The following is a 21,899-nucleotide window of genomic DNA, read 5'->3' on the forward strand; positions in this document are numbered from 1 at the left end:
CCCCGGTTCACCGGCGGCTCCCGCCCGCGCCCGGGCAGGAGCCGCCACCTCTCACGGGTAGGAGACGACCGTCGACGGCACGGTGTTCGTCCCGGACGTCGGCGCCCCCGTGTCGTTGATGACGCACTCGTACTGCCCGTGCCCGCTGAGCGAGACGACGCTCAGGCCGTGGAAGCGCACCCCGGGGGTGTTCGGGGCGGCGAAACCGTGGTGCTGCACGATGGTCGGGTCGACGTTGTAGTAGCAGTAACTGCCCATGCCCCAGCCCTCGTGGGTGGTGACGTCGTCGCCGACCCGGTAGGCCGCGTAGCCCTTCATCGAGCCGTTCTGGATGGCGGCCTGGTTCGGGGCGTCGTACGCCTTCTCGTTCTGGAAGAAGATCGTGCGGCCCCGCTCGCCGAACCACTGCACGTCGTACTTGTTGAAGTGCTCGACGAACAGGCCGGTCGCCAGCACGTCGTCGCCGTTGACGACGACGCCGTAGTCGCAGCGGTTGGTGTCCCAGCCGACGCCCTCGCCGTGGTCGGCGCGCCACACCCAGGTGTGGTCGATGATGGTGTGGCGGCTGTTGACGACGATGCAGGTGGTGGCCTTGCCGGCGCCGGCGCCGCCGATGCGGACGAACACGTCCTGGACGGTGATCGGGTTCGCGGAGTGGTCCTTCGACGCGCCCTGCGGCCCGACTTCCAGCAGCGTCTCGGAGTTGACGGTGCCGGCGTCGATGAGGAATCCGGCGAGCCGTACGCCGTCGACGTCGGCGACCTTCATCGCGGTGGCGCCGTTGTCGGGGATCAGGGTGGCGTAACCGATGCCCAGGACAACGGTGTTGGGACGGTCGACCAGGAGCGGCTGGTCGACGTGGTAGATGCCCGGCGTCAGCAGCAGGTGCAGGCCCTGGGCGAGCGCCTGGTTGAGGGTGGCGGCGGAGTCGCCCGGCTTGGCGACGTAGAACTGGGTGAGGGGGAGGGAGGTGCCGCGCGGGGTGCCGTTGCCCCAGGTGACACCGCGCGAGTCGGTGCGCTTCTCGGGCAGGAAGACCTTGTACTCCTCGCCGTCGAGGTACAGGAAGGGCTTCTCGCGGGAGACCGGGGTGGTGTCGAGCGTGGTGTAGGGCGGGTTGGGGAAGCCCTGCGGCGGGGCGCCCTCGACGCCGGAGAACACCATGTTCCACACGGCGTTGGTCCAGCCGCCGACCGAGCTGTCCCGGGTGTACCACTGCTGCTGGGAGTAGGGGCCGACCTGGCCGTCGATGCGGCTGTCCGCGATGTAGCCGCCGCTGGCCCAACCGTATCCGGCGGGCGCGAGGTTGAGACTGCCACGCACGTGCATGCGGCGGAACGGGGCCGCCTGCGCGACCGCCCAGCGGTTGGTGCCGTTGACCGGGACGAGTGCGAGGTTCTCCGCCGAACGCCAGAAGTTCTGGGTGGCGTTGCCGTCGAACCAGCCGGCGTCGACCGTCACGTCGCCGTTGATGGTGGTGTCGTCGGGGGACAGACCGAGGCCCATGATCGACGTGTAGAAGCCGATCTGGGCGTTGAGGCCGTTGTACGTGCCCGGCTTGAACAGCAGTGCGTAGCGGCCCGTGCCGAACTGTGCCGACTCCTGCGCACGGAAGATCTCGTCGAGTTTCGCCTGTATACCGGCGGTCGACGGGTCGAAGACGATGACGTTCGGGCCGAGGTCGCCGCCGCCCTGGAGTTTGCGCGGCTTGGTCCGTCGGGTCGCGGGCGCGGCGGAGGCGGCGCCGGACAGGCCGAGCACGGCGGGAGCGGTCACGGCTGCGGCGCCCAGGACGGCCCGGCGGCCGATCGAGGGCAGCCGGGAGTGCGGGGAGGAAGCGGGCATGGGGCGGCTCTCCTGGTTCAGGAAGTGAACGTGGTGGGGGGTTTGGGAGCGCTCTCTCGGCGTGCATGCTTCATCCGTGAGACGCACGAGTCAAGAGGTGCGACCGATTCTCGTGCGCGGGCGGCGTCCGGTCCCGCCACGGTCGCCTCCCGGTCGCCCTCGGACCGACCCTGGTTCGGCCGCGCCTGAAAGGAGCTGCGCCGATCCGTGCCGGAAGTCTTGACGGGCGGCGCCGACGTGGATTAACTCACGTCCTAAATTAAGCCATGAGGGCTTCGGGACTCGAACGCGTACGCCGTTCGCGGTGTCCTCCCGCAGCCCCGTGATCCGCACTCCCGGAAAGGGACACCAGGAGCCATGCGCAGAACCCGAGCCGCGGCCACAGGCGCCGTCATCCTGTCTCTCGCCCTCGCCGTCTCGGCCTGCGGCGGCGGTTCGCCGACGGGCGGCGGATCCGAGGACTCGCCGAAGGAACTCACGTACTGGGCCTCCAATCAGGGCGCCAGCATCGAGATCGACAAGAAGGTCCTCCAGCCCGAGCTCGACAAGTTCGAGAAGCAGACCGGCATCAAGGTGAAGCTGGAGGTCGTGCCCTGGTCGGACCTGCTGAACCGGATCCTGACGGCGACCACCTCCGGGCAGGGCCCCGACGTCCTGAACATCGGCAACACCTGGAGCGCCTCCCTGCAGTCCACCGGCGCCCTGCTGCCCTGGGACGCCAAGAACTTCGACAAGATCGGCGGCAAGGACCGCTTCGTCGACTCCGCGCTCGGCTCCACCGGCGCCGAGGGCAAGGACCCGGCGGCCGTGCCGCTGTACTCGATGGCGTACGCGCTCTACTACAACAAGAAGATGTTCGCCGACGCCGGCATCACCAAGCCGCCGGCCACCTGGGACGAGCTGATCGCGGCCGGCAAGAAGGTGTCCAAGGACGGCAAGTGGGGCCTGGGCATGGAGGGTTCCAACCCGGCGGAGAACATCCACCACGCCTTCGTCTTCGCCAAGCAGCACGGCGCCGACTTCTTCACCGCCGACGGCAAGGCCGACTTCACGAGCGACGGCGCCGTCAAGGCCGTCAAGCAGTACGTCGACCTGATGGCGAAGGACAAGATCATCGCGCCGGGCAACGCCGAGTACGCGCAGAACCAGTCCGTGAGCGACTTCGCCAAGGGCAAGACCGCGATGCTGCTGTGGCAGTCCGCGTCCGCCAACCTCAAGTCGCAGGGCATGAGCGAGGACGACTACGGCATCGCCCCGGTGCCCGTCCAGTCCGGCACCCCCGGCACCGGCACCAACGTCAACTCGATGGTCGCCGGCATCAACCTGGCCGTCTTCAAGAACACCGACAACCTGGACGGCGCGACCAAGTTCGTGAAGTTCATGACCAGCGACGCGGAACAGAAAATCCTGAACACCGCATACAGCTCCATCCCGCCGGTCAAGAACGCGCAGTCCGACCCCGCCTTCAACACCCCGGCCACAGCTGTCCTGAAGGAGACCCTCGCCACGAGCGCGGTCGCGCTGCCGCAGGTGCCCGACGAGTCCCAGTTCGAGACGGCCGTCGGCACCGCCATCAAGGAACTGTTCGCCGACGCCGCCGCCGGGCGCTCCGTGACCACCGCGTCGGTGAAGGCGAAGCTCGAGAAGGCCCAGCAGCAGATGCCGAAGAAGTGAGCACCCACACCGCCATGACGAGCCCCGTCGCCACGGAGCCCGCGGTGCGCAAGAGTTCCCCCCAGGCGGCGCGCGGCCCCCGCCGCCGCCCCGGGCGGGTCCGCCGCGTCTCCCTGCCCTACCTGCTCCTGCTGCCCGCCCTGCTCCTCGAACTGCTGGTCCACCTGGTGCCGATGGTCATGGGCATCGTGATGAGCTTCAAGGAGCTCACGCAGTTCACCCTCCGCGACTGGGGCACCGCCCCCTGGTCGGGCGTCGACAACTACAAGCTGTCCGTCGACTTCAACGCCCCCGTCGGCGAGGCCCTGCTGCGGTCCTTCCTCGTCACCGTCGGCTTCACCGTCCTGTCCGTCGGCCTGTGCTGGCTGATCGGCACGGCCGCCGCGGTCTTCATGCAGGACACCTTCCGCGGCCGGGGCCTGCTGCGCGCCCTGTTCCTGGTGCCGTACGCCCTGCCGGTCTACGCGGCCGTCATCACCTGGGTGTTCATGTTCCAGCACGACAACGGCCTGGTGAACCACGTCCTGCACGACCAGCTCGGCATCACCGACAAGCCGTCCTTCTGGCTCATCGGCGACAACAGCTTCTACGCGCTGCTGACGGTGTCCGTCTGGAAGGGCTGGCCGTTCGCGTTCCTCATCGTGATGGCCGGCCTGCAGAACATCCCCAAGGAGCTGTACGAGGCCGCCGCGCTGGACGGCGCCGGCATGTGGCAGCAGGTCCGCCGCATCACCCTGCCGTCGCTGCGCCCGGTCAACCAGGTGCTGGTCCTGGTGCTGTTCCTGTGGACGTTCAACGACTTCAACACGCCGTACGTGCTGTTCGGCAAGACCGCGCCGCCGGCCGCCGACCTGATCTCGGTGCACATCTACCAGGCGTCCTTCACCAACTGGAACTTCGGAGCGGGCTCCGCGATGTCCGTCCTGCTGCTGCTGTTCCTGCTGGTCGTGACGGGCGTGTACCTGTTCCTCACCTCGCGCGGAAGGAGGGCGGCCGATGCCTAGCCAGACGGCGTCCCCGATGGCGCCGCCCCGCTCGTTCCTGTGGTGCCGTCGGATCTTCCTCACCCTGCTCACCGGCTTCGTCCTGGTGCCGGTCTACGTGATGGTGTCCAGCTCGCTGAAGCCGCTGGCGGACGTCACGGGCAAGTTCCGCTGGCTGCCGAGCAGTCTGACGATCCGCCCGTACATCGACATCTGGTCGACGGTGCCGCTCGCGAAGTACTTCGTGAACTCGCTGATCGTGGCGGGCGCGGCGACGGTCTGCTCCGTGGTGATCGCCGTGTTCTCGGCGTACGCGGTCAGCCGGTACGACTTCCGCGGCAAACGCGTCTTCACGGTGACCGTGCTGTCGACGCAGATGTTCCCCGGCATCCTCTTCCTGCTCCCGCTGTTCCTCATCTACGTCAACATCGGCAACGCCACGGGCCTCGCCCTGTTCGGCTCGCGCGGCGGCCTGATCCTGACGTATCTGACCTTCTCCCTGCCGTTCTCGATCTGGATGCTGATCGGGTACTTCGACTCGGTGCCGCGCGACCTGGACGAGGCGGCGAAGGTGGACGGCTGCGGCCCGCTCGGCGCCCTGTTCCGGGTGGTCGTGCCGGCCGCGATCCCCGGCATCGTCGCGGTGTCGGTGTACGCCTTCATGACCGCCTGGGGCGAGGTGCTGTTCGCGTCGGTGATGACCAACGACACCACGCGCACGCTCGCCGTCGGACTCCAGGGCTACTCCACGCTCAACGACGTGTACTGGAACCAGATCATGGCCGCCTCCCTCGTGGTGAGCGTCCCCGTGGTCGCGGGTTTCCTGCTGCTGCAGCGCTACCTCGTCGCCGGGCTGACGGCCGGAGCCGTCAAGTGACCAACCTGCAAGATGACGAAGGGACTTCCGTGACCATCGACTTCGCCGCACTTCCGCACGACTTCCTGTGGGGCACGGCCACCTCGGCGTACCAGATCGAGGGAGCCGTGGCCGAGGACGGCCGTGCACCGTCGATCTGGGACACGTTCTCGCACACGCCCGGAAAGATCGACGGCGACGACAACGGCGACGTCGCCTGCGACCACTACCACCGCTGGCGCGAGGACATCGACCTGATGCGCCGCCTCGGCACGAACGCCTACCGGTTGTCGATCGCCTGGCCACGCGTCGTGCCCGGCGGCGACGGCCCGGTCAACGCCAAGGGCCTCGCCTTCTACGACGAGTTGATCGACGGGCTGCTGGAGGCGGGCATCACCCCGTCCGTCACCCTCTACCACTGGGACCTGCCCCAGGCACTCCAGGACCGCGGCGGCTGGCCCGAGCGCGAGACGGCCGAGCACTTCGCCGCGTACGCCTCGGTCGTCGCCGAGCGGCTCGGCGACCGCGTCACCCACTGGGCCACCCTCAACGAGCCGCTGTGCTCTGCGTGGATCGGCCACCTGGAGGGCAAGATGGCGCCCGGCTGGACCGACTTGACGGCCGCCGTCCGGGCGTCGTACCACCTGCTCCTCGCGCACGGCCTCGGCGCGCAGGCGATCCGCGCGGCGGCCCCGAACGCCGAAGTCGGCATCGTCAACAACCTGTCCACGATCCACGCCGCGACCGACCGCCCCGAGGACGAGGCGGCGGCCCGCCGCATGGACGGCCACACCAACCGCTGGTGGCTCGACCCGGTGCACGGCCGCGGCTTCCCCGCCGACATGCGCGAGCACTACGGCGTCGAACTCCCGGAAAAGCCGGGCGACATGGAGACGATCGCCGCACCCCTGGACTGGCTCGGCCTGAACTACTACTTCCCGCAGACGATCGCCGACGACCCCACCGGCCCCGCACCCCACGCCCGCATGGTCCGCCGTCCGGGCGTCCCGCGCACCGGCATGGACTGGGAGGTCGACGCGAGCGGCATCGAGACGCTCCTGCTGCGCCTCACCGAGGAGTACGGCGCCCGCAAGCTGTACGTCACGGAGAACGGCTCGGCGTTCCCCGACACGGTCCGCCCGGACGGCACCGTCGACGACCCGGAGCGCCAGGACTACCTCGTCCAGCACCTCGCGGCATGCGCCTCGGCGGCCCGCAGGGGAGTCCCGCTGGCGGGCTACTTCGCCTGGTCGCTGCTGGACAACTTCGAGTGGGCGTACGGCTACGACAAGCGCTTCGGCCTGGTCCACGTGGACTACCGCACGCAGGTCCGCACGATCAAGGGCACGGGCCACCGGTACGCGGACATCATCCGCGGACACCGGGGCGAGGCGGCCCGCAGGGCGGCCTGACCCCGCCGGTCCGACCCCGCATCACGGGGTCCCCACAACACCGTGGTGGGCGCGGCTGCGGGAGTCCGCGCCTGCCACGGGCCATCACACCAGCAAGCGTGGATGTCAGGTACGCGACACATCTCCATCGGCAATGCGGCAAGGCCCGGACACACCGAACCAGGAACAGAACCGGATTCGGCCCCCACTCCAGCCCGGCAGAGGAGAACCGCATGACTCCCCTCACCTCACACACTCCGCACATCCCCCGCACCGCCAGGACGCGCACGACTCGCCGCCGCCCCCTCCTGACCGCACTGACGGCACTGGCCGTGCTGGCGGCGGGCCAGGCCTTCCTGACGCCGGCCGCGGCCGCACCGTCCGTCGCTGCCGCCGCATGGGACACCGACCGGGCGGCGGCGTCGTACGCGGCGAATCCGGCCGCCGCCACCGCCTCCGGCAGCGAGAACGCGGGCCTCGGCCCCGGCCTCGCCTTCGACGGCAACAACTCCACCCGCTGGTCGAGCAACTTCGCCGACGACGCGTGGCTCCGTCTCGACCTCGGCTCGACGATCCGGATCGACCGGGTGGTGCTCGAGTGGGAGGCGGCGTACGGAAAGCAGTACGTCCTGGAGGCGTCGACGAACGGCACCGACTGGACGCCGTTCTACACGGAGACCGACGGCACGGGCGGCACGGTCACGGCCCACACGTACCCGCAGGAGGTGAGGGGCCGCTACATCCGCATGCGCGGCGTGCAGCGCGCCACCCCGTACGGCTACTCCCTCTACTCCTTCCGCGTCTACGGCGGTGAACCGGCCCCGGCGTCCACCACCCGCACCAACCTCGCCCTGAACCACCCGGCGTACGCGAACTTCTACCAGCACGCGGGCAACTCCCCGGCGTTCGTCACGGACGGCGGCTGGCCGGCCAACCTCAAGGACGACGCCACGCGCTGGTCGAGCGACTGGAACGCGGACCGCTGGGTGTCGGTGGACCTCGGCGCGGTGTCGACGATCGACACGGTGGACCTGTACTGGGAAGCGGCGTATGCAGTCGACTACGAACTGCAGGTGTCCGACGACAACCGCACATGGCAGACGGTCTACCGTCCATCGTCGACAGAGGTCGCGGCACGCCGGGCGAACGTCAAGTCGCCGGCGGAGGCGGTCGGCATCCACGACTCGGTGCGGCTCCCGCAGCCTGCCAGGGGCCGCTACGTCCGCATGCTCGGCAAGGAACGCCGCTCCTTCTACAACCCGGCCCCGTCGACGGCACAGTTCGGCTACTCCCTCTACGAGTTCCAGGTCTGGGGCACGGGAGGCAGCGCCGCGGCGGCCTACCCGGCCCTGCCGGGCGAACAGCAGGGCACCTACCAGACCACGTTCTTCGACGACTTCACGGGCACGGCCCTGGACCGGGGCAAGTGGCGGGTGGTCCGCACCGGCACGGAGATGGGCCCGGTCAACGGCGAGTCGCAGGCGTACGTCGACTCGACGGACAACATCCGCACGGAGAACGGCAGTCTGATCCTGCGCGCCAAGTACTGCAAGGGCTGCACGCGAGCGGGCGGCGGCACGTACGACTTCACGTCGGGGCGCATCGACACCAACACGAAGTTCGACTTCACGTACGGCAGGGTCAGCGCGCGCATGAAACTGCCCGTAGGGGACGGCTTCTGGCCGGCGTTCTGGATGCTGGGCAGCGACGTCGACACCCCGAACGTCGGCTGGCCGGGCTCCGGCGAGACCGACATCATGGAGAACGTCGGCTACGGCGACTGGACGAGCACCGCGCTGCACGGCCCGGGCTACTCGGCGGACGGCAACATCGGCGCCCGCCAGACCTACCCGAACGGCGGCCGCGCGGACCAGTGGCACACGTACGCGGTCGACTGGACACCGACGACCATGCGCTTCTACGTCGACGACCGCCTGGTCCAGGAGACGACCCGCAACAAGCTGGAGTCGACGCGGGGGGAATGGGTCTTCGACCACGACCAGTACGTGATCCTCAACCTGGCCCTGGGCGGCGCCTACCCGGCCGGCTGGAACAAGGTCACGAGCCCGTACTGGGGCCTGCCGCAGTCGAGCGTGGACCGCATCGCGGGCGGGGGAGTGCAGGCGGAGGTGGACTGGGTGCGGGTGGAGCAGAAGAGGTGAGCGCGGCGTGACGTCCCGTCGGAGCGTGGAGGTCACGCGGAGCCGGGGCGGCCGACGGTCGGTGGGCCAGGGCGGCGGCGTGGAGGTCGGTCGCCGGGTCAGGGCAGCTCGGGCCGGGTGAGCGCCCGGGCGAACGGCTCTCCCGTACGCCGGGCGTACGCCAGCCGCTCGCGCACCTCGCGGAGGGTGCGCGGGCGGTAACCCGGCCCGCCGCAACAACTCTTGTGGAACCGCACGCCGGCGTGCAACAGCACCGACAGCACCCGCCACGCCTCGGCGTCCCGCCGCCCCGGCGCGGCGAACGCCGACCCGACGTGCACCAACTCCCGCCGACACCGCGGACAGACCCGCACCCGATCCCTGCCGTAGGGCTGCTTGTAGGACGCGCGGCAGGGCAGGCAGACGTAGGAGGTCTTGGCGGGCGGCATGCGATCGAGGTTAGGGAGAAGGGAAGGCGGAGGGCGAACGGTTTTCCGACGCCCGTGGTGGGCCCGCCCGGACGGCGCCGGTTTCGGACGCGTTCGGACTGCCGTACGAAATAGGAATGCGCGAGGCGGGTGCGGCCTGGCACGATGGAGCGCTGCATCCAATGGCGTTGGGCGAGGGGGCTGCTGTGGCGGACTGGATCTACATCCTCGATCCGCACAGGGACACCCTGGACGGTGAGCCCTCCGACAAGGAGACCATCCGCCGACTGGCGGAGGAGGACCCGGAGTTGGAGCTCTGGCTCAGCCGCCGCAACCGCATGAAGCCGGGCGACCGCCTCTGGTTCTACTTCACCCGGCCGGACTCCGCGGTCTCCGCGGTGGCAGAGGTCGACGAAGAGCCCTGGGAGGACACGGAGGACCCCGACGTCACCTTCCTGGTCGCCGCCACCCTGCTGCCCGAGGCGACGAAGGCGCTGCACCGCGATCCGGTGACCCGTGACGAACTGGGCCTCGGCCAGGTGCGTTCGGTGCAGAAGGTGAAGCCGGAGGCGCTGCCGGTGCTGCTGAAACGGGCGGGCTTGTAGCCTGACGATCATGGCCGACACCTACGAACTGCAACTCGCACTCGACCTGCCGGACACCCTTGCGCAGCCGGAACTCGCGCTGCTGCGCTGGCACTTGGCGGAGGAGGGCGGCCGGCAGGACGGCACGTACGAGTACCCCCTGTGGGACGGCCGGGGACCCGCCCACCGCGTCGGCGGCCTGCAAGTGGCGCAGCTGCAACAGGTCGACGGAGGCTGGGCGCTCACCGTCCGCCAGGAGGCGCACCCCGACCAGTTCACCGACCTGCGCACGATCCTCCAGTGGCTCGGCGCCCGCACCACGACCGTGGGCCCCATCGGGCACCTCCGCTTCTACGAGTCCCACGTCCCCGACATGCTGATCGCTCAGTCGGGCACGGTGAGTTGCGCGTTTCTGAGGTTGGACGGGGTGGTTGGGGTGGCGTCCGAGGAGTATCCGTACGTCTGAACCGCGGCGCCTACGCTCCACACCCGTCCCGACGCCCCACCCCCGGCAGCGACTCCTCCCACACCTGCCCGGTGAGATCCCCGCCGGTGTGGGCGCAGATGTGGTGGGTCGCACGGTCCGCGTCCAGTGTCCACACGCGGGCCGTGAGGTCGTTGCTCGCCGAGGCGAGGGTGTCGCCGTCCGGGCCGTAGGCGACCGAGGTGACGGTTTCGAGGTGGCCGGTGAGTTCCTCGCCGTACGGTTCGGCGGTCGCGGTGTTCCAGAGGCGTACCGTGTGGTCCTCGGAGCCCGATGCCAGGGTCCGGCCGTCGGGGGCGTAGGCCAGCGAGGTGACTCCGCCGCGGTGGCCGGTCAGAGGCCCGCCCGAGGGGCGCGGTGTCGTGCGGGACGTCACGTCCCACAGGCGTACGGTGCGGTCGGCGCTGCCTGTCGCGAGGGCGAGGCCGTCCGGTGCGAAGGCGACCGACGTCACCGTGTCCGAGTGACCGCGCAGGGGGCGACCGAACGGCTGGGGTGCGGCGCGGTCGGTGACGTTCCACAGGCGGGCCGTGCCGTCCTCGCCGGCCGTGGCGAGCGTGCGGCCGTCCGGGGAGAACGCGACCGAGGTGACCTCCTCCTGCCCGGCGGGCAGGGGCGCGCCGACCGGGCGTGGTGTGGTGGTGCCCGTCGCGTGCCACAGGCGGACCCTGCCGTCCCGGCCGGCCGTGGCGAGGGTGCTGCCGTCGGGGGAGTAGGCCACCGACAGCACGCCGCCCGGGTGCGCCGAGGGCAAGGTCGCCGAGGTCTTCGGGCGGGACGGGGACGTCACCGACCACAGTCGTACCGTGCCGTCCTGCGAACCGCTCGCCACCGTACGGCTGTTGGGGGCGAACGCCACGGTCAGCACCTCCGCCTCGTGACCCGACAGCGGGCGCGGGAGATGGCGGGGACGGCCGGGGTGTCGTACCTCGAAGAGGCGGATCAGCCGGTCGTCCGTGCTCGCCGCGGCCAGCAGCGCGCCGTCGGGGCTGTGGGCCACGGACGTGAGCGGGTTCGTGAAGTCGGTCAGTGTCGTCGGGGGCAGGTGCCAGACACGGACGCTGCGGTCGGCGCCCGTGGTGGCCAGGGTGCGGCCGTCCGGCGCGAACGCCACCTCCCACACTCCCTCCGTGTGACCGGTGAGCGGTTCGCCCGACTGCTGTGGGTACTTGGGGTTGGCCACGTTCCACAGGACGACCGTGTCGTCCTGGCCGGCGGTGGCGAGGGTGCGGCCGTCGGGGGCGAACGTCACGGACCACACCGGTGCCGAGTGCGCGGTGAGCGCGTCGCCGAGGAGTTCCGGCCGCGCGGGGTCGGTGGTGTCGTACAGCCTCACCGTCTCGTCGAATCCGCCGGTGGCGAGGGTCCGGCCGTCCGGGGAGAACGCGACCGTCCACACCGACGCCTCGTGGTCGCGCAGCGGCTTCCCGAGCCGTGACAGACCGCCGGTGTCGGCCACGCGCCAGATGCGCACCACGCCCGTGTATCCGGCCGTGGCGAGGGTGCGGCCGTCCGGGCCGAACGCCACCGCCCGCACGCTGCGTTCGTCCGCTCGGGCAGGGGCGCCCAACGCCTCGGGGCGCGAGGGGTCGGTCAGGTCCCACAGGCGTACGGTGCCGTCGTCGCCGGCCGTGGCCAGGGTGCGGCCGTCCGGGGCGAAGGCCACCGTCACGATGTTCTCCTCGCCATGACTGGCCGGCGGGGACGCGACGGCGCGAGGCGCGGTGCGGTCCGTCACGTCCCACAGGCGCACGGCGCCGCCGCGGCCGGTCGCCGCGAGCAGGGTGCCGTCCGGGGAGAACGCCACCGCACCCACGGCACCGCTCCGGAAGGGGAGGGGTTCACCCAGCGGCGTGCCCCTCGCACTGTCGTCTCCGGTCTCCTGGCCGCTGTCCACATCGTCCTGTCCCGCCACGTTCCACAGGCGTACGGTGCCGTCGTGACCGCCGCTCGCCAGGGTGCGGCCGTCCGGCGTGAACGCCACGGAACTGCCGACCTCCGCATGCCCCGCCAGCCGGGTGGACAGTACGCGGCCCGCGTCCGTGACCAGGCGTGTATGAAGGTCCGGTGTCGACCGCATTCCGTACGCGGCGACATCCAGGCCGGCGGCGAGGGAGGCGTTCGTGTCGCGCAGCCGGTCCGCCTCCGCGGTGATCCGGCCGAAGACCGCGTCGTCCCGTTCCGCCTGCGCCGTGGCGCTCAGCCGCAGGGCGACGACCGCGGTGCCCGAGGCGACCAGCACCAGCGTCGCGAGTACGGCCGACACCGCCCGTCGCCGCCACCGCCCCCTGCGGCGACGGCGTTCCGACGCGGTCAGGAACTCCCCTTCCGCAGGCGTCAGTTCGTGCTCGCGCCCGGCTCCCGGGAACGCCTCGCGGGCCGCCGCCAGACGGGAACCCGCGTACAGGGCCGCGTTCTCCCGGCCCAGTTCCCGCCAGGTGCGGGCCGCCGCCGACAGGGCGCGGTGCACGCGCAGCCGGTCGCGTTCGGCGTCGATCCAGCCGCGCAGCCGCGGCCACGCCGTGATCAGGGCCTCGTGGGCCAGGTCGACCGTGCCGTCGTCGAGGGTGAGCAGGCGTGCGCGCACCAGCAGGTCCAGTACCGCGCGGATGTCGTCGGGATCACCGAGAGCCAGCTCCGCGTGCTCCATGGGGCGTCTGGTGTCCGGGGTGCCGTCACCCGGCGCGACGAGACGTAACAGCATGCGCCGCGCCAAGTCGGCCTGCTCGGCGGTGAGGTCGGCGTAGACCTGTTCCGCGGTGCGTACGACGGCGCCGTGCAGGCCGCCCGTCGCCTCGTACGTGCTCTCCGTCAGCGTCCGGCCGGAGCGGTGCCGCCAGGTCTCCAGCAGCGCGTGCGACATCAGTGGCAGGCCGCCTGGAGCGTCCTCCACCTCGGCCACCAGCCGCCCGGTCAGGGCACGCTCCACGATCAGGCCGGCCGCGGTGGCCGGACGCACCACCGCCTCCCTGAGCTCCTCCCGGGTCATCGGGCCGACGAGCAGCGTGGCGTCCTGCAACGCGGCTGTCAGCCCGGGGTGTTCGGCGCAGCGGCCGAGGAAGTCGGCGCGCACGGCGATCACCACGCGCAGTCCGCTGCCCGGCGCGGTGGCCGCCAGCAGGCGCTCCACGAAGTCGTCCCGTGCCGCCGGGTCGGCGCACAGGGTGTACAACTCCTCGAACTGGTCGACGATCAGCCAGGTGTCCGCGTCCGTGTCCGGCACCGGCGTCAGCCGCTCCGCGTGCGTACGAACCGGGTCCGCGCCGGGCGTGAGGATCCGCACCGCCGCGGGAACGTCGGCGTCGTCTCGCGTCTCGCGCAGCCGGGGTATCAGACCGGCCCGCAACAGTGACGACTTGCCGCTGCCGGACGGGCCGAAGACGGCGGTGAACCGGCGCCGCCGAGTCAGTTCGCGCAACCGGCCCACGAGCCGGTCGCGCCCGAAGAACAGCGCGGCGTCGTCCGGTTCGTACCGGGCGAGGCCGCGGTACGGCGCAGGCGCGTCGTCCCCGTCGGGTGCCGGGCCGGCGGCCTCCGCCGACGTCTCCTCCCAGCGCCGGCGCCACTCCTCCGGGTCCCCGCCGCAGGCGTCCACGTAGGCGAGCGTCACCGGCAGGCTGGGCAGTTGCCGCCCGGCCGCCGCCTGCGACAGCGCGGTCACCGAGAACGGCACCTTCTGCGCCATGACCCGGTACGTCGGCCGGCCCGCCGACTCCCGCAGGGCGCGCAGTTCCGCCGCGAACCGCTGCACCGGCCCGGCCTGCGGATCGAGCCCCCGCTCCCGGCGTCCTGCTCCATGTCCCCCCACGTGCCGCCCCCGTTGTGCGTTTCCGACGAGCGCCCACGTCGCCGTGTGCGCTCGGTGTTCGCCCGGGCGCCCACCGTAGGGACCGGTGGTGAGGCGTCGCAAGCAACAAGGGCGCCAATGCCGGGGCGAACACGGGGGGTTCACGGTGTCTTCACGCGTTGCGCCATCCGCAGGAGACCTCTGCGCCGCCCGCACGGGCGCCGCATGTCGCTCCGCGCGCCGCACGTTGCTCCGCGCGCAGACCGCTGTGTTCCGCGCGCACTCCGCATTGTTCGGCGCGGCGCACGGGCTGCTGAACAACCGTTCCCGGCGGTGCAATCAGGTCACTGGGGGAGCGAGGGACGGCGCGGAGCCCATGCCGGTCATGGCCCGCGCCCTTCCGTACGCCCGTCCCCGGCCCGTACGCGCATCCCCGCAAGGAGGGCATCGTGAACCCCGACGCCGCCCGTCGGCCGCACAGTGTGACCATCGCCGTGACCCTGCTGATCCTCGGTTCGCTGACGGCAGCGGTGGCGGCCATGGCCGACCCGCAGTCGCAGGCGCAGAACCTCATGACCCTGCTCTTCGTGGTCTGTTCCTGGTTCGCGGTCCGGGCCGGCCGCGGTCGGCGCGTCGCCCGGACCACGGTCACCTGCCTGACGGCGGTCACCCTGCTGTTCGCCACGCCGTTCGCTCTCGCCGACCCGCTGTACGGCGGCATCACCCTGCTCCTCGCCGCGCTGCTCGCCGTCCCCGGGGTGGCCTTGCTGTACGGGCCGACCGCCGAGGCGTACGTCCGGGCACGGACCGCCATGACACACCCCGACCGGTCGACGACCGAGGGCTGAGGACCGGAGCCGACACCCGGAGCCGACGAACCGCAGACGGCGAGCCGGAAGCCGACGACCGCAGACGGCGAGCCGGAAGCCGACGACCGCAGACGGCGAGCCGGAAGCCGACGACCGCAGATGACGAACCGCACCGAGCCGCGAGGAACCACTTCGTGAACCGTCCTGAGAATCCCGAGTCCCCCGAGTCCCCCGATCACCTCAACGACCCCGACAACCTCAACCACGCCGACATTCCGGACCCGGCGCGGCCGCCCACGCGTCCGCCCGTAGCCCGGGACGCCGCACCCGACCCCTGGGCCGTCGCCGTTGGCAATGCCTCGCTGCTCGGGGCGGGTTACCTCCTCATGGGGCGCCGTGCGTTGTTCCTCGTCTCCGGACTTGTCACCGTCGCCCTCGTACGGACGGTGTTCACGACCGCCGCGACGTGGAGCGAGGTCGTCCTGCTGCTGTGGTGGGCGGCGGTCGTCGCCCACGGATGGGCCCTGGCCCGCGGCCGGCTGGAGGGCGCGCGGCGCGGACCGCGCGGCCAGCGCGTGGTCGCTCTCGGTGTGACGGTGCCCGTCCTGCTGGCCACCGGCTGGCTGCGGCTGGACTCCCACGGCATCGTGGGCCGTGTGGACGAGGCGCGTGAGAACGGCGACTGCGCCGCCGTGGTGGACGCGCAGGAGACCGTGGGATTCGGCCACCGGCTTGCCGCCGCTCCCGTGGTCGCTCGGGGCGACGCGGCCGTGGACGCCTGCGAGCGCCTGGACGACGCCCGCGCCGAGCTGTCTCACGGGCTGGGCGGCGAGACCGACTCGCTGAGGTCCGGATACGGGACGCTGGCCGCGCTCCTGAAGGACCCCGCCAACGAACCGGCCGTCGCCGCGGCCCTGGACGACTTCCTCGGGCGGCTGCCCGTCGGCGACCCCTGCGAGACCGTGACCGTCACCGACTGGCTTCGCGCCAGGAAGCCCGCCCACGACGTGCTGGACCGGTCTTCGGTCGCGGCGGCCCGCACCGCACCGGCGGCGCTCCTGGAATGCGGCGACGACCTGATGGACCGCCAGGAGTGGACGGACGCCCGCGCGCACTACCGGCAACTCCTCGACCAGTACCCCGACGACGACCGCACGACCAAGGCCCGCGGCGGCATCGACAAGGCCGACCTGGCCGTCGAACTCGACCACGTCCGGGACCTGGTCGCCGCGACGCACAGCACGAAAACCGGGTACTGCGCGGACCCGGCGAAATACCGCGGTGCACCCGACCACCGCAGGGGCACCAACCGCGCGCTCTTCCTGGGCGACAGCGAGTACACGGGCAGACTCCCCGACCGGTGGCGGACCGCGATCCCGGCCGACGCCGCGCTCGTCGTCTGCGTGGGCTCGGCCGGCCACGGCTCCGCCGTGGAGACCTGCCCCTACCGTCCGTCGTCCGGCTCCGCAGGCGGCGTCAAGTACGTCACCTTCCACAAGATCCGCGTGCCGGTGAAGGTGTACGCGCTGCGCACGGGCAAACTCGTGGCCGACCGCAAGCTGGAGATCAACGGCACCAGCTGCCCGTACTTCATCACCTACTACGGCGTCGCCCCGACCGACCAGTACGTCAAGCCGTCCGACTCGAACGTGCGCGACGCGTTCTCGTCCGTCGTTCGCCGATGAAGCGGACGAGGCTTCTGCGGTGTCAGAGCCGGCCGGCCTCCACGATCCGGTGCAGGAAGCGCCGCGTGCGGGCGTGGCGCGGGGCGCCGAAGACTGCGTCGGGGGTGCCGCGCTCCAGGACGACGCCGCCGTCCAGGAAACAGACCTGGTCGGCGACCTCGCGGGCGAAGCCCATCTCGTGCGTGGCCAGCACCATCGTCATGCCGTCGTCCTTCAGGTCGCGGACGACGTTCAGGACCTCGCCCACCAGCTCCGGGTCGAGCGCCGCGGTGATCTCGTCGAGCAGCAGCAGCCGGGGCCGTACGGCGAGGGCGCGGGCGATCGCCACCCGCTGCTGCTGGCCGCCGCTCAGCCGGTCCGGGTACTCGCCCGCCTTCGCGGCCAGCCCGAGCCGGTCCAGCAGTTCCCGCGCCCGCTCCTCGGCCTCGGCGCGGCCGGCGCGGTGCACGCGGCGCGGGGCGAGCGTGATGTTCTCCAGCACGGTCATGTGCGGGAAGAGGTTGTACGCCTGGAAGACCACCCCGATCCGGCGCCGTACCGCGTCCGGGTCGGTGCGCGGGTCGGTGATCTCCTCGCCGTCCAGCCAGATCGCGCCGTCGTCGATGTCCTCCAGCAGGTTGGCGCACCGCAGCAGCGTGGACTTGCCGGAGCCGGACGCGCCGATCAGCGCGGTCACCGTGTGCGGAGCGATCTCCAGGTTCACGTCCCTCAGGACGACCGAACCGCCGAACGTCTTGCGGACGGACTCCATCCGCAGCACGGGCATGTCGTCGCCGCTCATGTCGTTCCTCCTTGTGCCCGCTGCCGGTCCATCCGGGCCGTCACCCAGTCCGTGAAGCGGGTCATCGGAATGGTCAGAGCGACGAACACCAGCCCGGCCACGATGTACGGCGTGTAGTTGAGACTGCGGCCCACGATGATGTCCGCCGCGCGCACGGCGTCGACCGCGCCGCCGATCGACACCAGGCCGGTGTCCTTCTGGAGGGACACGAGGTCGTTGAGCAGAGGCGGCACCTGACGTCGTACGGCCTGCGGCAGCACGACGAACCGCAGCGCCTGCCGGTTCGTGAGGCCGAGGGACCGCGCCGCGGCACGCTGCGAGGGATGCACCGACTCGATGCCCGCGCGGAACACCTCCGCCACGTACGCCGAATACGTCAGCGTCAGCGCCGTACCGCCGAGCAGCACCGGATCGACCGTGACACCCTGGAGCCGCAGCGCCGGCACGCCCAGGACCACGATCATCAGGTTGATGATCAGCGGCAGCCCGCGGAAGAAGTCCGTGTACGCCGCCGCCAGCACGCGCAGCGGGAAGAACACCGGGCCGCGCAGCGTACGGGCCACGGCGATGAGCATGCCGAGCACCAGCACCGCGGCGCCGCACACCAGCAGCAGCCGCAGGTTGAGCCAGAGACCCTCGAGGACCTTGGGCAACGCCTCGCGCGCGTACGCGAGGTCGAAGAAGGTCTCCTTGGTACGCGGCCAGCCGGGCGCGCTGACGACGAGCAGATAGAGGGCGGCTCCGGTCACCAGCGTCGACAGCGCGGCGATCGCCGTGGCCCGGCGGGCCCGGGCACGCCGGTACCGTTCGCGCTCCAGCCGGCGCGGAGAGGGCACGTACGGATCGGCCGCACGGTCCTCCTTGCCGCGACCCTCGCCGGCGCCTTCGGCATCTCCGGTATCTCCGTCGTCCCCGCCGTTCCGGTCGGACGTGTTCTCGGCGACGGTCACTTGAGAACCGGGGCGTCGACCGCGTCCGAGAGCCACTGCTCCTCGATGTCCGCCAGGGTGCCGTCCGCGCGGAGGGCGTCCACGGCGTCCGAGACGCAGGACGAGAGCGGGCTGCCCTTGTCCATGACCAGCCCGAACTGTTCCGGGGCACCGCCCTGGTTCTCGAACTGGCCGACGATCTCGGCGTCGGTCACCTCGGCCGCGGTGATGTAGAACGCGGTCGGCAGGTCGACGACGATGGCGTCGACCTGGCCGTTCTTCAGCGCGGACTTGGCCTGGTCGTTCTTGCCGTAGACGGCGGCGTCCTCGGTCGGCTTCACGACGTTCTCGATGTAGTCCAGGCTGGTCGTACCCACCTGCGCGCCCAGTTCCAGGCCCTTGAGATCGGCGAGCCGCGTCGCCTTCGCGGCCTTCGATCCCTTCAACGCGACGACCGCCTGCCGCACGTCGTAGTACCCGGACGAGAAGTCCACGGCCTTCTTGCGCTCCTCGCTGATCGACACCTGGTTGATGTCGAAGTCGAAGGTCTTCTCCCCGGGAGCGAACGCCTTGTTGAACGGAACGCTCTGCCAGACCACGGCATCCTTGCCGTAGCCGAGCTGCTTCGCCACGGCGTACGCGACGGCCGACTCGAAACCCTTGCCGTTGGACGGGTCGTCGTCCTTGAACCACGGCTCGTAGGCGGGCTTGTCGGTGGCGACGGTCAACTTGCCGGCGGTCTTCGTGGCGAGCTTGCCCTTGGCGCACGACGGCCCGGCAGAACCGGACGACCCTGCCGAACCGGAGGACCCGGACGCGTCGGCCTCGGGCTGCGGCGCGCAGCCGACCGCGGTCGCGAGAAGGGCGACGGTGGCGCCGGCGAGGATGCGGCGCAGGACACGAGGAGCAGGACGAGGGGCAACATGCATGGCGGGAGGGTGACAGCGCGATCCTGGGTTTGTCGAGGTCGTTCCGGGTTCTGTCCGGATCGTGGGAACGAGTGTTGCAATCTTATGAACATCCCTGCGGTCAGGGTGGGTTGGTGTGTCTGTGCCGAAGAAGGGCCCGCACCACATGTCTGTCGACCAGCGCGCCTGGGAAGCCGGGGTACGCCACCTGTTCGAAGACGCGTACCCGTTTGACTCCACGGGCCCGCGTCGCCACGAGGACTGGGTCGTCGACGTCCTCGCGCTGATGACCCGGGCCGTTCCGGACCCCCGGGGCTGGACCGGTCTCGACGGCTCGGCGCGGAGCCAGGAGGGCGCAGGGAGCCCCGGTTACCCGTTCGCAGACCACGGCCGGGACCACGTGGCGCAGCGCCTTACGGAGATCGACCGTGCGAGTGCCGAGAACCTTGTTGCTGGCTCTCACCGACGACTGCTGCACCCTGTCCAACCTGAGGCGCTTCACGGAGAGCGAGGAGGAATTGCGCGCGATGGCATGCACGATCCTCGCGCGGTACGGGGACGCGGCCAGCTATCACACCAACGTCAGCAGGCCCGGCCCTGTGCCCGGCACACTCGACTTCACGACGCCGCACGGGGGGTACAGCCCGCTGGGCGACGCCTACTCGGAGGATTGCGGCCTGGTCGTCGTCTCCGAGACCGAGTTGGGCATGTTCTGGAACTTATCCGACTACTGATCGGCTGCCGATCCGTGCAAGCGCAGACCGGCGTCGCCGTCCGCGGCCCGGCGGCGGTGGTCCGGCGCCTGCCGGCCCTTCGCTGCTATCCCCAGTCGCAGCCGATGCCGTCGTTGTCGCGGTCGAGGTGGCTGCCGTAGCCGGGGTCGCCCCGGCGAACAGTTGCGGCTCCCGCGGCCCGGGCCGCAGCGCAGTTTTCGTAGTAGACGCTGCCGCCACCACTGCTGTCGTCGTCACCGAGGCCGGTGTCGGACGCGGGTTCAGCGGTGACGGTCTCCGTGACTTCGACCTCGATGGTCTTCGTGACGGTGGGCGCGGGCTCGGGCTTCGCGCTCGGTGTCGCGGTCTCGGTCGCTGTCATGGTGGCGGTGACGGTCGTCGTCGGCCGCGGCTTGGCCGCGACCGGCTTGGCGTCGTCCGTCTGCTGTGCGTCGGCGGCGCCCGCTCCGATGCCGAGGAAGAACGCGAGTCCGAGCGCGGGCAGTACGTAACGCTTCCTCGCCCACTTGGGCGCGGGTCTAACCGACGACGGCGTGTACGGGTTGGTCATGGCGCCCCCTGTTGAACGTTGGAGCGTTGACGCTAGCGGTTTTGTGCAGAGGGTGTGGAGTTAACGTGAAGGCTTCACTGTTCCGTGACCAGGCGTGAGCCGCGCGCCCTTTGTTGCGCACTGAGGGCGTGGCGTGGTGGTGGCCTGCCCGACGGCGTCAGGCTCGGCGGCAGCGCTCCCGGAGTTCGGAGATCACGGCCTCCTCCCGGGAGTTCACGTCACCGTCCACGCCGGCCACGCGCTCGGCCGCGTCGAGGATGTCGCTCAGGTCCCCCGGCTCGGCGTCGATGCGCTTCCACACCTCGGCGGGGTCGATGTCGACGAGCTGGGCTAGTTGTTCGTCGACCACCTGATGCCGCTCCCGGACCAGCCTCACCAGATGCCGCATCAACAGTGCTCCGTCGTCAGTGATTTTCGTGTTCGCCCTGATGACGAGCCATGCGACCCACAGCATCAACCTCGGGTGCCGGGTGCGCTCGCTCAACCCCTCGGCGAGTTCGATCACCCGCGCCTCGTTCCGGAAGACGGCGCGTGCGTGCCGGCCGGCGAGCAGGGTCGTGTAGCGGTTCAGCACGACGGCGAGGGGGACGCCGACGAGCGGGATACCGATCTTGATGATGTTGCGCTTCAGGAGGTACTTCCCGATGACGGGGAGCGCCCTTGCGGCGGCGAGCACCTCACCGGAGTAGAAGTGCTTGAGCAGCGGCCGCACCACGAGCGGGACCGATTTGGCCGCGCCCTTGTTGACCACTTCCCCACTCTTGATGGTGAGGGCCACGCGGATGAGCTTCCACAGGTCCTCGGGGTCGTTCACGTCGACCGGGACCCGGTAGAGCACGGAGATGTCATAGGCCAGGCGGAGCTGGAGCTGGGTGATGAACGCGACGTCGACCATCATTGTGGCGACGGCCGCGGGGACGGTAGCCGGTGAGGCACCTCCGAGGCTCCCGATGGTGGCGGCTACGGTCGCCGTGTAGGCCCCGGCGGAGAGCCCGCCTTCGAGGGCGGCGTACCGGGACGCCATCTTGATCCGCTGGTCGACGATGGCATCCGCCGGTACTCCCTCGTACCGCTCCTGGAAGTACTGCCAGTCGACCTTCTCGGTGTACGAGTTCATCGCATGCGCGGCGAGTTTGGTGAACCAGTTGCCCGACTTGATGTCGTCCGCGCTGAGGCCCTTGACGAAGTCCTTGATCTCGGACTGCTCCTGCTCGACGACCTTCCGGTCGGCGGTGGCGTCGGCTCTGTCGGTGTCGGTATCAGTGGCATCCATCGGCGTGTCGGCCATGGCGAATTCCCCCAGGTTGTTTCGGGACCGGCCGAGCTGTGC

The 21,899-nt window shown here is 70.7% G+C and carries 18 protein-coding genes; 10 read left to right on the forward strand and 8 right to left on the reverse strand.

Annotation, left to right across the window (positions count from 1 at the left end):
* Nucleotides 1–51: 51 nt before the first annotated feature.
* Nucleotides 52–1,845 carry a coagulation factor 5/8 type domain-containing protein gene (locus tag ACZ7D7_RS15865; protein ID WP_470824863.1) on the reverse strand — a complete coding sequence of 598 codons (1,794 nt, stop codon included), beginning with the start codon at nucleotides 1,843–1,845 and terminating at the stop codon, nucleotides 52–54.
* Nucleotides 1,846–2,202: 357 nt separating this feature from the next.
* Between ACZ7D7_RS15865 and ACZ7D7_RS15870 the strand changes: the two genes are divergently transcribed.
* The 5 genes from ACZ7D7_RS15870 (at nucleotide 2,203) to ACZ7D7_RS15890 (ending at nucleotide 8,911) form a co-directional block, all read left to right on the forward strand.
* Nucleotides 2,203–3,519 (forward strand): ABC transporter substrate-binding protein, encoded by a 1,317-nt coding sequence (locus tag ACZ7D7_RS15870; protein WP_470824865.1) that lies wholly within the window; start codon nucleotides 2,203–2,205, stop codon nucleotides 3,517–3,519.
* A gap of 14 nt (nucleotides 3,520–3,533) precedes the next feature.
* Nucleotides 3,534–4,523, forward strand: a complete 990-nt coding sequence (locus ACZ7D7_RS15875; RefSeq protein ID WP_470824866.1) for a carbohydrate ABC transporter permease — start codon at nucleotides 3,534–3,536, stop codon at nucleotides 4,521–4,523.
* Nucleotides 4,524–4,539: 16 nt separating this feature from the next.
* On the forward strand, nucleotides 4,540–5,379 hold the full coding sequence (locus ACZ7D7_RS15880; RefSeq protein ID WP_470825330.1) for a carbohydrate ABC transporter permease: 840 nt from the start codon (nucleotides 4,540–4,542) through the stop codon (nucleotides 5,377–5,379).
* Nucleotides 5,380–5,408: 29 nt separating this feature from the next.
* Nucleotides 5,409–6,770 (forward strand): GH1 family beta-glucosidase, encoded by a 1,362-nt coding sequence (locus tag ACZ7D7_RS15885; RefSeq protein ID WP_470824868.1) that lies wholly within the window; start codon nucleotides 5,409–5,411, stop codon nucleotides 6,768–6,770.
* Nucleotides 6,771–6,982: 212 nt separating this feature from the next.
* A complete protein-coding gene (locus ACZ7D7_RS15890; RefSeq protein ID WP_470824869.1) occupies nucleotides 6,983–8,911 on the forward strand; it encodes a discoidin domain-containing protein in 1,929 nt (642 codons plus the stop codon).
* A 98-nt stretch (nucleotides 8,912–9,009) separates the two neighbouring features.
* Here the strand turns inward: ACZ7D7_RS15890 and ACZ7D7_RS15895 are convergent, their stop codons facing one another.
* The gene (locus tag ACZ7D7_RS15895) at nucleotides 9,010–9,339 is read right to left on the reverse strand and encodes a deoxyxylulose-5-phosphate synthase (protein ID WP_470824870.1); all 330 of its coding nucleotides are present in this window, start codon (nucleotides 9,337–9,339) and stop codon (nucleotides 9,010–9,012) included.
* A gap of 161 nt (nucleotides 9,340–9,500) precedes the next feature.
* Here ACZ7D7_RS15895 and ACZ7D7_RS15900 point away from each other — a divergent pair, with 161 nt between their 5' ends.
* Both ACZ7D7_RS15900 and ACZ7D7_RS15905 read left to right on the forward strand, forming a co-directional pair.
* Complete coding sequence (locus ACZ7D7_RS15900; protein WP_470824871.1) at nucleotides 9,501–9,923, forward strand: hypothetical protein; 423 nt, start codon at nucleotides 9,501–9,503, stop codon at nucleotides 9,921–9,923.
* A gap of 10 nt (nucleotides 9,924–9,933) precedes the next feature.
* Entirely contained in the window at nucleotides 9,934–10,368 is a 435-nt protein-coding gene (locus tag ACZ7D7_RS15905) for a hypothetical protein (protein ID WP_470824873.1), read from the forward strand.
* Nucleotides 10,369–10,378: 10 nt separating this feature from the next.
* Here ACZ7D7_RS15905 and ACZ7D7_RS15910 read toward each other — a convergent pair whose 3' ends face one another.
* Complete coding sequence (locus ACZ7D7_RS15910) at nucleotides 10,379–14,194, reverse strand: nSTAND1 domain-containing NTPase (RefSeq protein ID WP_470824874.1); 3,816 nt, start codon at nucleotides 14,192–14,194, stop codon at nucleotides 10,379–10,381.
* Between the two features lie 428 nt (nucleotides 14,195–14,622).
* Between ACZ7D7_RS15910 and ACZ7D7_RS15915 the strand changes: the two genes are divergently transcribed.
* Both ACZ7D7_RS15915 and ACZ7D7_RS15920 read left to right on the forward strand, forming a co-directional pair.
* Complete coding sequence (locus tag ACZ7D7_RS15915) at nucleotides 14,623–15,021, forward strand: hypothetical protein (RefSeq protein ID WP_470824875.1); 399 nt, start codon at nucleotides 14,623–14,625, stop codon at nucleotides 15,019–15,021.
* Nucleotides 15,022–15,176: 155 nt separating this feature from the next.
* On the forward strand, nucleotides 15,177–16,667 hold the full coding sequence (locus ACZ7D7_RS15920; protein WP_470824877.1) for a hypothetical protein: 1,491 nt from the start codon (nucleotides 15,177–15,179) through the stop codon (nucleotides 16,665–16,667).
* A gap of 22 nt (nucleotides 16,668–16,689) precedes the next feature.
* On the opposite strand, the gene ACZ7D7_RS15925 is transcribed toward ACZ7D7_RS15920, so the two are convergent.
* Genes ACZ7D7_RS15925 through ACZ7D7_RS15935 form a run of 3 tightly spaced genes read right to left on the reverse strand, consistent with a single transcriptional unit; the run spans nucleotide 16,690 to nucleotide 19,306 of the window.
* Nucleotides 16,690–17,448, reverse strand: coding sequence for an amino acid ABC transporter ATP-binding protein (locus tag ACZ7D7_RS15925; RefSeq protein ID WP_470824879.1), 759 nt, complete (start codon nucleotides 17,446–17,448; stop codon nucleotides 16,690–16,692).
* Complete coding sequence (locus tag ACZ7D7_RS15930) at nucleotides 17,445–18,398, reverse strand: amino acid ABC transporter permease (protein WP_470824880.1); 954 nt, start codon at nucleotides 18,396–18,398, stop codon at nucleotides 17,445–17,447. Before ACZ7D7_RS15930 ends, ACZ7D7_RS15925 begins: the two co-directional genes overlap by 4 nt.
* Nucleotides 18,395–19,306 carry an ABC transporter substrate-binding protein gene (locus ACZ7D7_RS15935; protein WP_470824881.1) on the reverse strand — a complete coding sequence of 304 codons (912 nt, stop codon included), beginning with the start codon at nucleotides 19,304–19,306 and terminating at the stop codon, nucleotides 18,395–18,397. Before ACZ7D7_RS15935 ends, ACZ7D7_RS15930 begins: the two co-directional genes overlap by 4 nt.
* A 407-nt stretch (nucleotides 19,307–19,713) precedes the next feature.
* Here ACZ7D7_RS15935 and ACZ7D7_RS15940 point away from each other — a divergent pair, with 407 nt between their 5' ends.
* On the forward strand, nucleotides 19,714–20,019 hold the full coding sequence (locus ACZ7D7_RS15940) for a hypothetical protein (protein ID WP_470824882.1): 306 nt from the start codon (nucleotides 19,714–19,716) through the stop codon (nucleotides 20,017–20,019).
* Nucleotides 20,020–20,104: 85 nt separating this feature from the next.
* Here ACZ7D7_RS15940 and ACZ7D7_RS15945 read toward each other — a convergent pair whose 3' ends face one another.
* Complete coding sequence (locus tag ACZ7D7_RS15945) at nucleotides 20,105–20,569, reverse strand: excalibur calcium-binding domain-containing protein (RefSeq protein WP_470824883.1); 465 nt, start codon at nucleotides 20,567–20,569, stop codon at nucleotides 20,105–20,107.
* Between the two features lie 157 nt (nucleotides 20,570–20,726).
* A complete protein-coding gene (locus ACZ7D7_RS15950; RefSeq protein ID WP_470824884.1) occupies nucleotides 20,727–21,857 on the reverse strand; it encodes a hypothetical protein in 1,131 nt (376 codons plus the stop codon).
* Nucleotides 21,858–21,899: the final 42 nt, after the last annotated feature.

The sequence above is a fragment of the Streptomyces sp. NPDC037054 genome (assembly GCF_055606745.1).

Excerpts from the sequence above, each read along its gene's own strand:
- ACZ7D7_RS15935 (WP_470824881.1), bottom strand. The coding sequence starts at position 19,306 with ATGCATGTTGCCCCTCGTCCTGCTCCTCGTGTCCTGCGCCGCATCCTC.
- ACZ7D7_RS15895 (WP_470824870.1), bottom strand. The coding sequence starts at position 9,339 with ATGCCGCCCGCCAAGACCTCCTACGTCTGCCTGCCCTGCCGCGCGTCC.
- ACZ7D7_RS15880 (WP_470825330.1), top strand. The coding sequence starts at position 4,540 with ATGGCGCCGCCCCGCTCGTTCCTGTGGTGCCGTCGGATCTTCCTCACC.
- ACZ7D7_RS15875 (WP_470824866.1), top strand. The coding sequence starts at position 3,534 with ATGACGAGCCCCGTCGCCACGGAGCCCGCGGTGCGCAAGAGTTCCCCC.
- ACZ7D7_RS15905 (WP_470824873.1), top strand. The coding sequence starts at position 9,934 with ATGGCCGACACCTACGAACTGCAACTCGCACTCGACCTGCCGGACACC.
- ACZ7D7_RS15925 (WP_470824879.1), bottom strand. The coding sequence starts at position 17,448 with ATGAGCGGCGACGACATGCCCGTGCTGCGGATGGAGTCCGTCCGCAAG.
- ACZ7D7_RS15950 (WP_470824884.1), bottom strand. The coding sequence starts at position 21,857 with ATGGCCGACACGCCGATGGATGCCACTGATACCGACACCGACAGAGCC.
- ACZ7D7_RS15870 (WP_470824865.1), top strand. The coding sequence starts at position 2,203 with ATGCGCAGAACCCGAGCCGCGGCCACAGGCGCCGTCATCCTGTCTCTC.
- ACZ7D7_RS15890 (WP_470824869.1), top strand. The coding sequence starts at position 6,983 with ATGACTCCCCTCACCTCACACACTCCGCACATCCCCCGCACCGCCAGG.
- ACZ7D7_RS15945 (WP_470824883.1), bottom strand. The coding sequence starts at position 20,569 with ATGACCAACCCGTACACGCCGTCGTCGGTTAGACCCGCGCCCAAGTGG.
- ACZ7D7_RS15900 (WP_470824871.1), top strand. The coding sequence starts at position 9,501 with ATGGCGTTGGGCGAGGGGGCTGCTGTGGCGGACTGGATCTACATCCTC.
- ACZ7D7_RS15865 (WP_470824863.1), bottom strand. The coding sequence starts at position 1,845 with ATGCCCGCTTCCTCCCCGCACTCCCGGCTGCCCTCGATCGGCCGCCGG.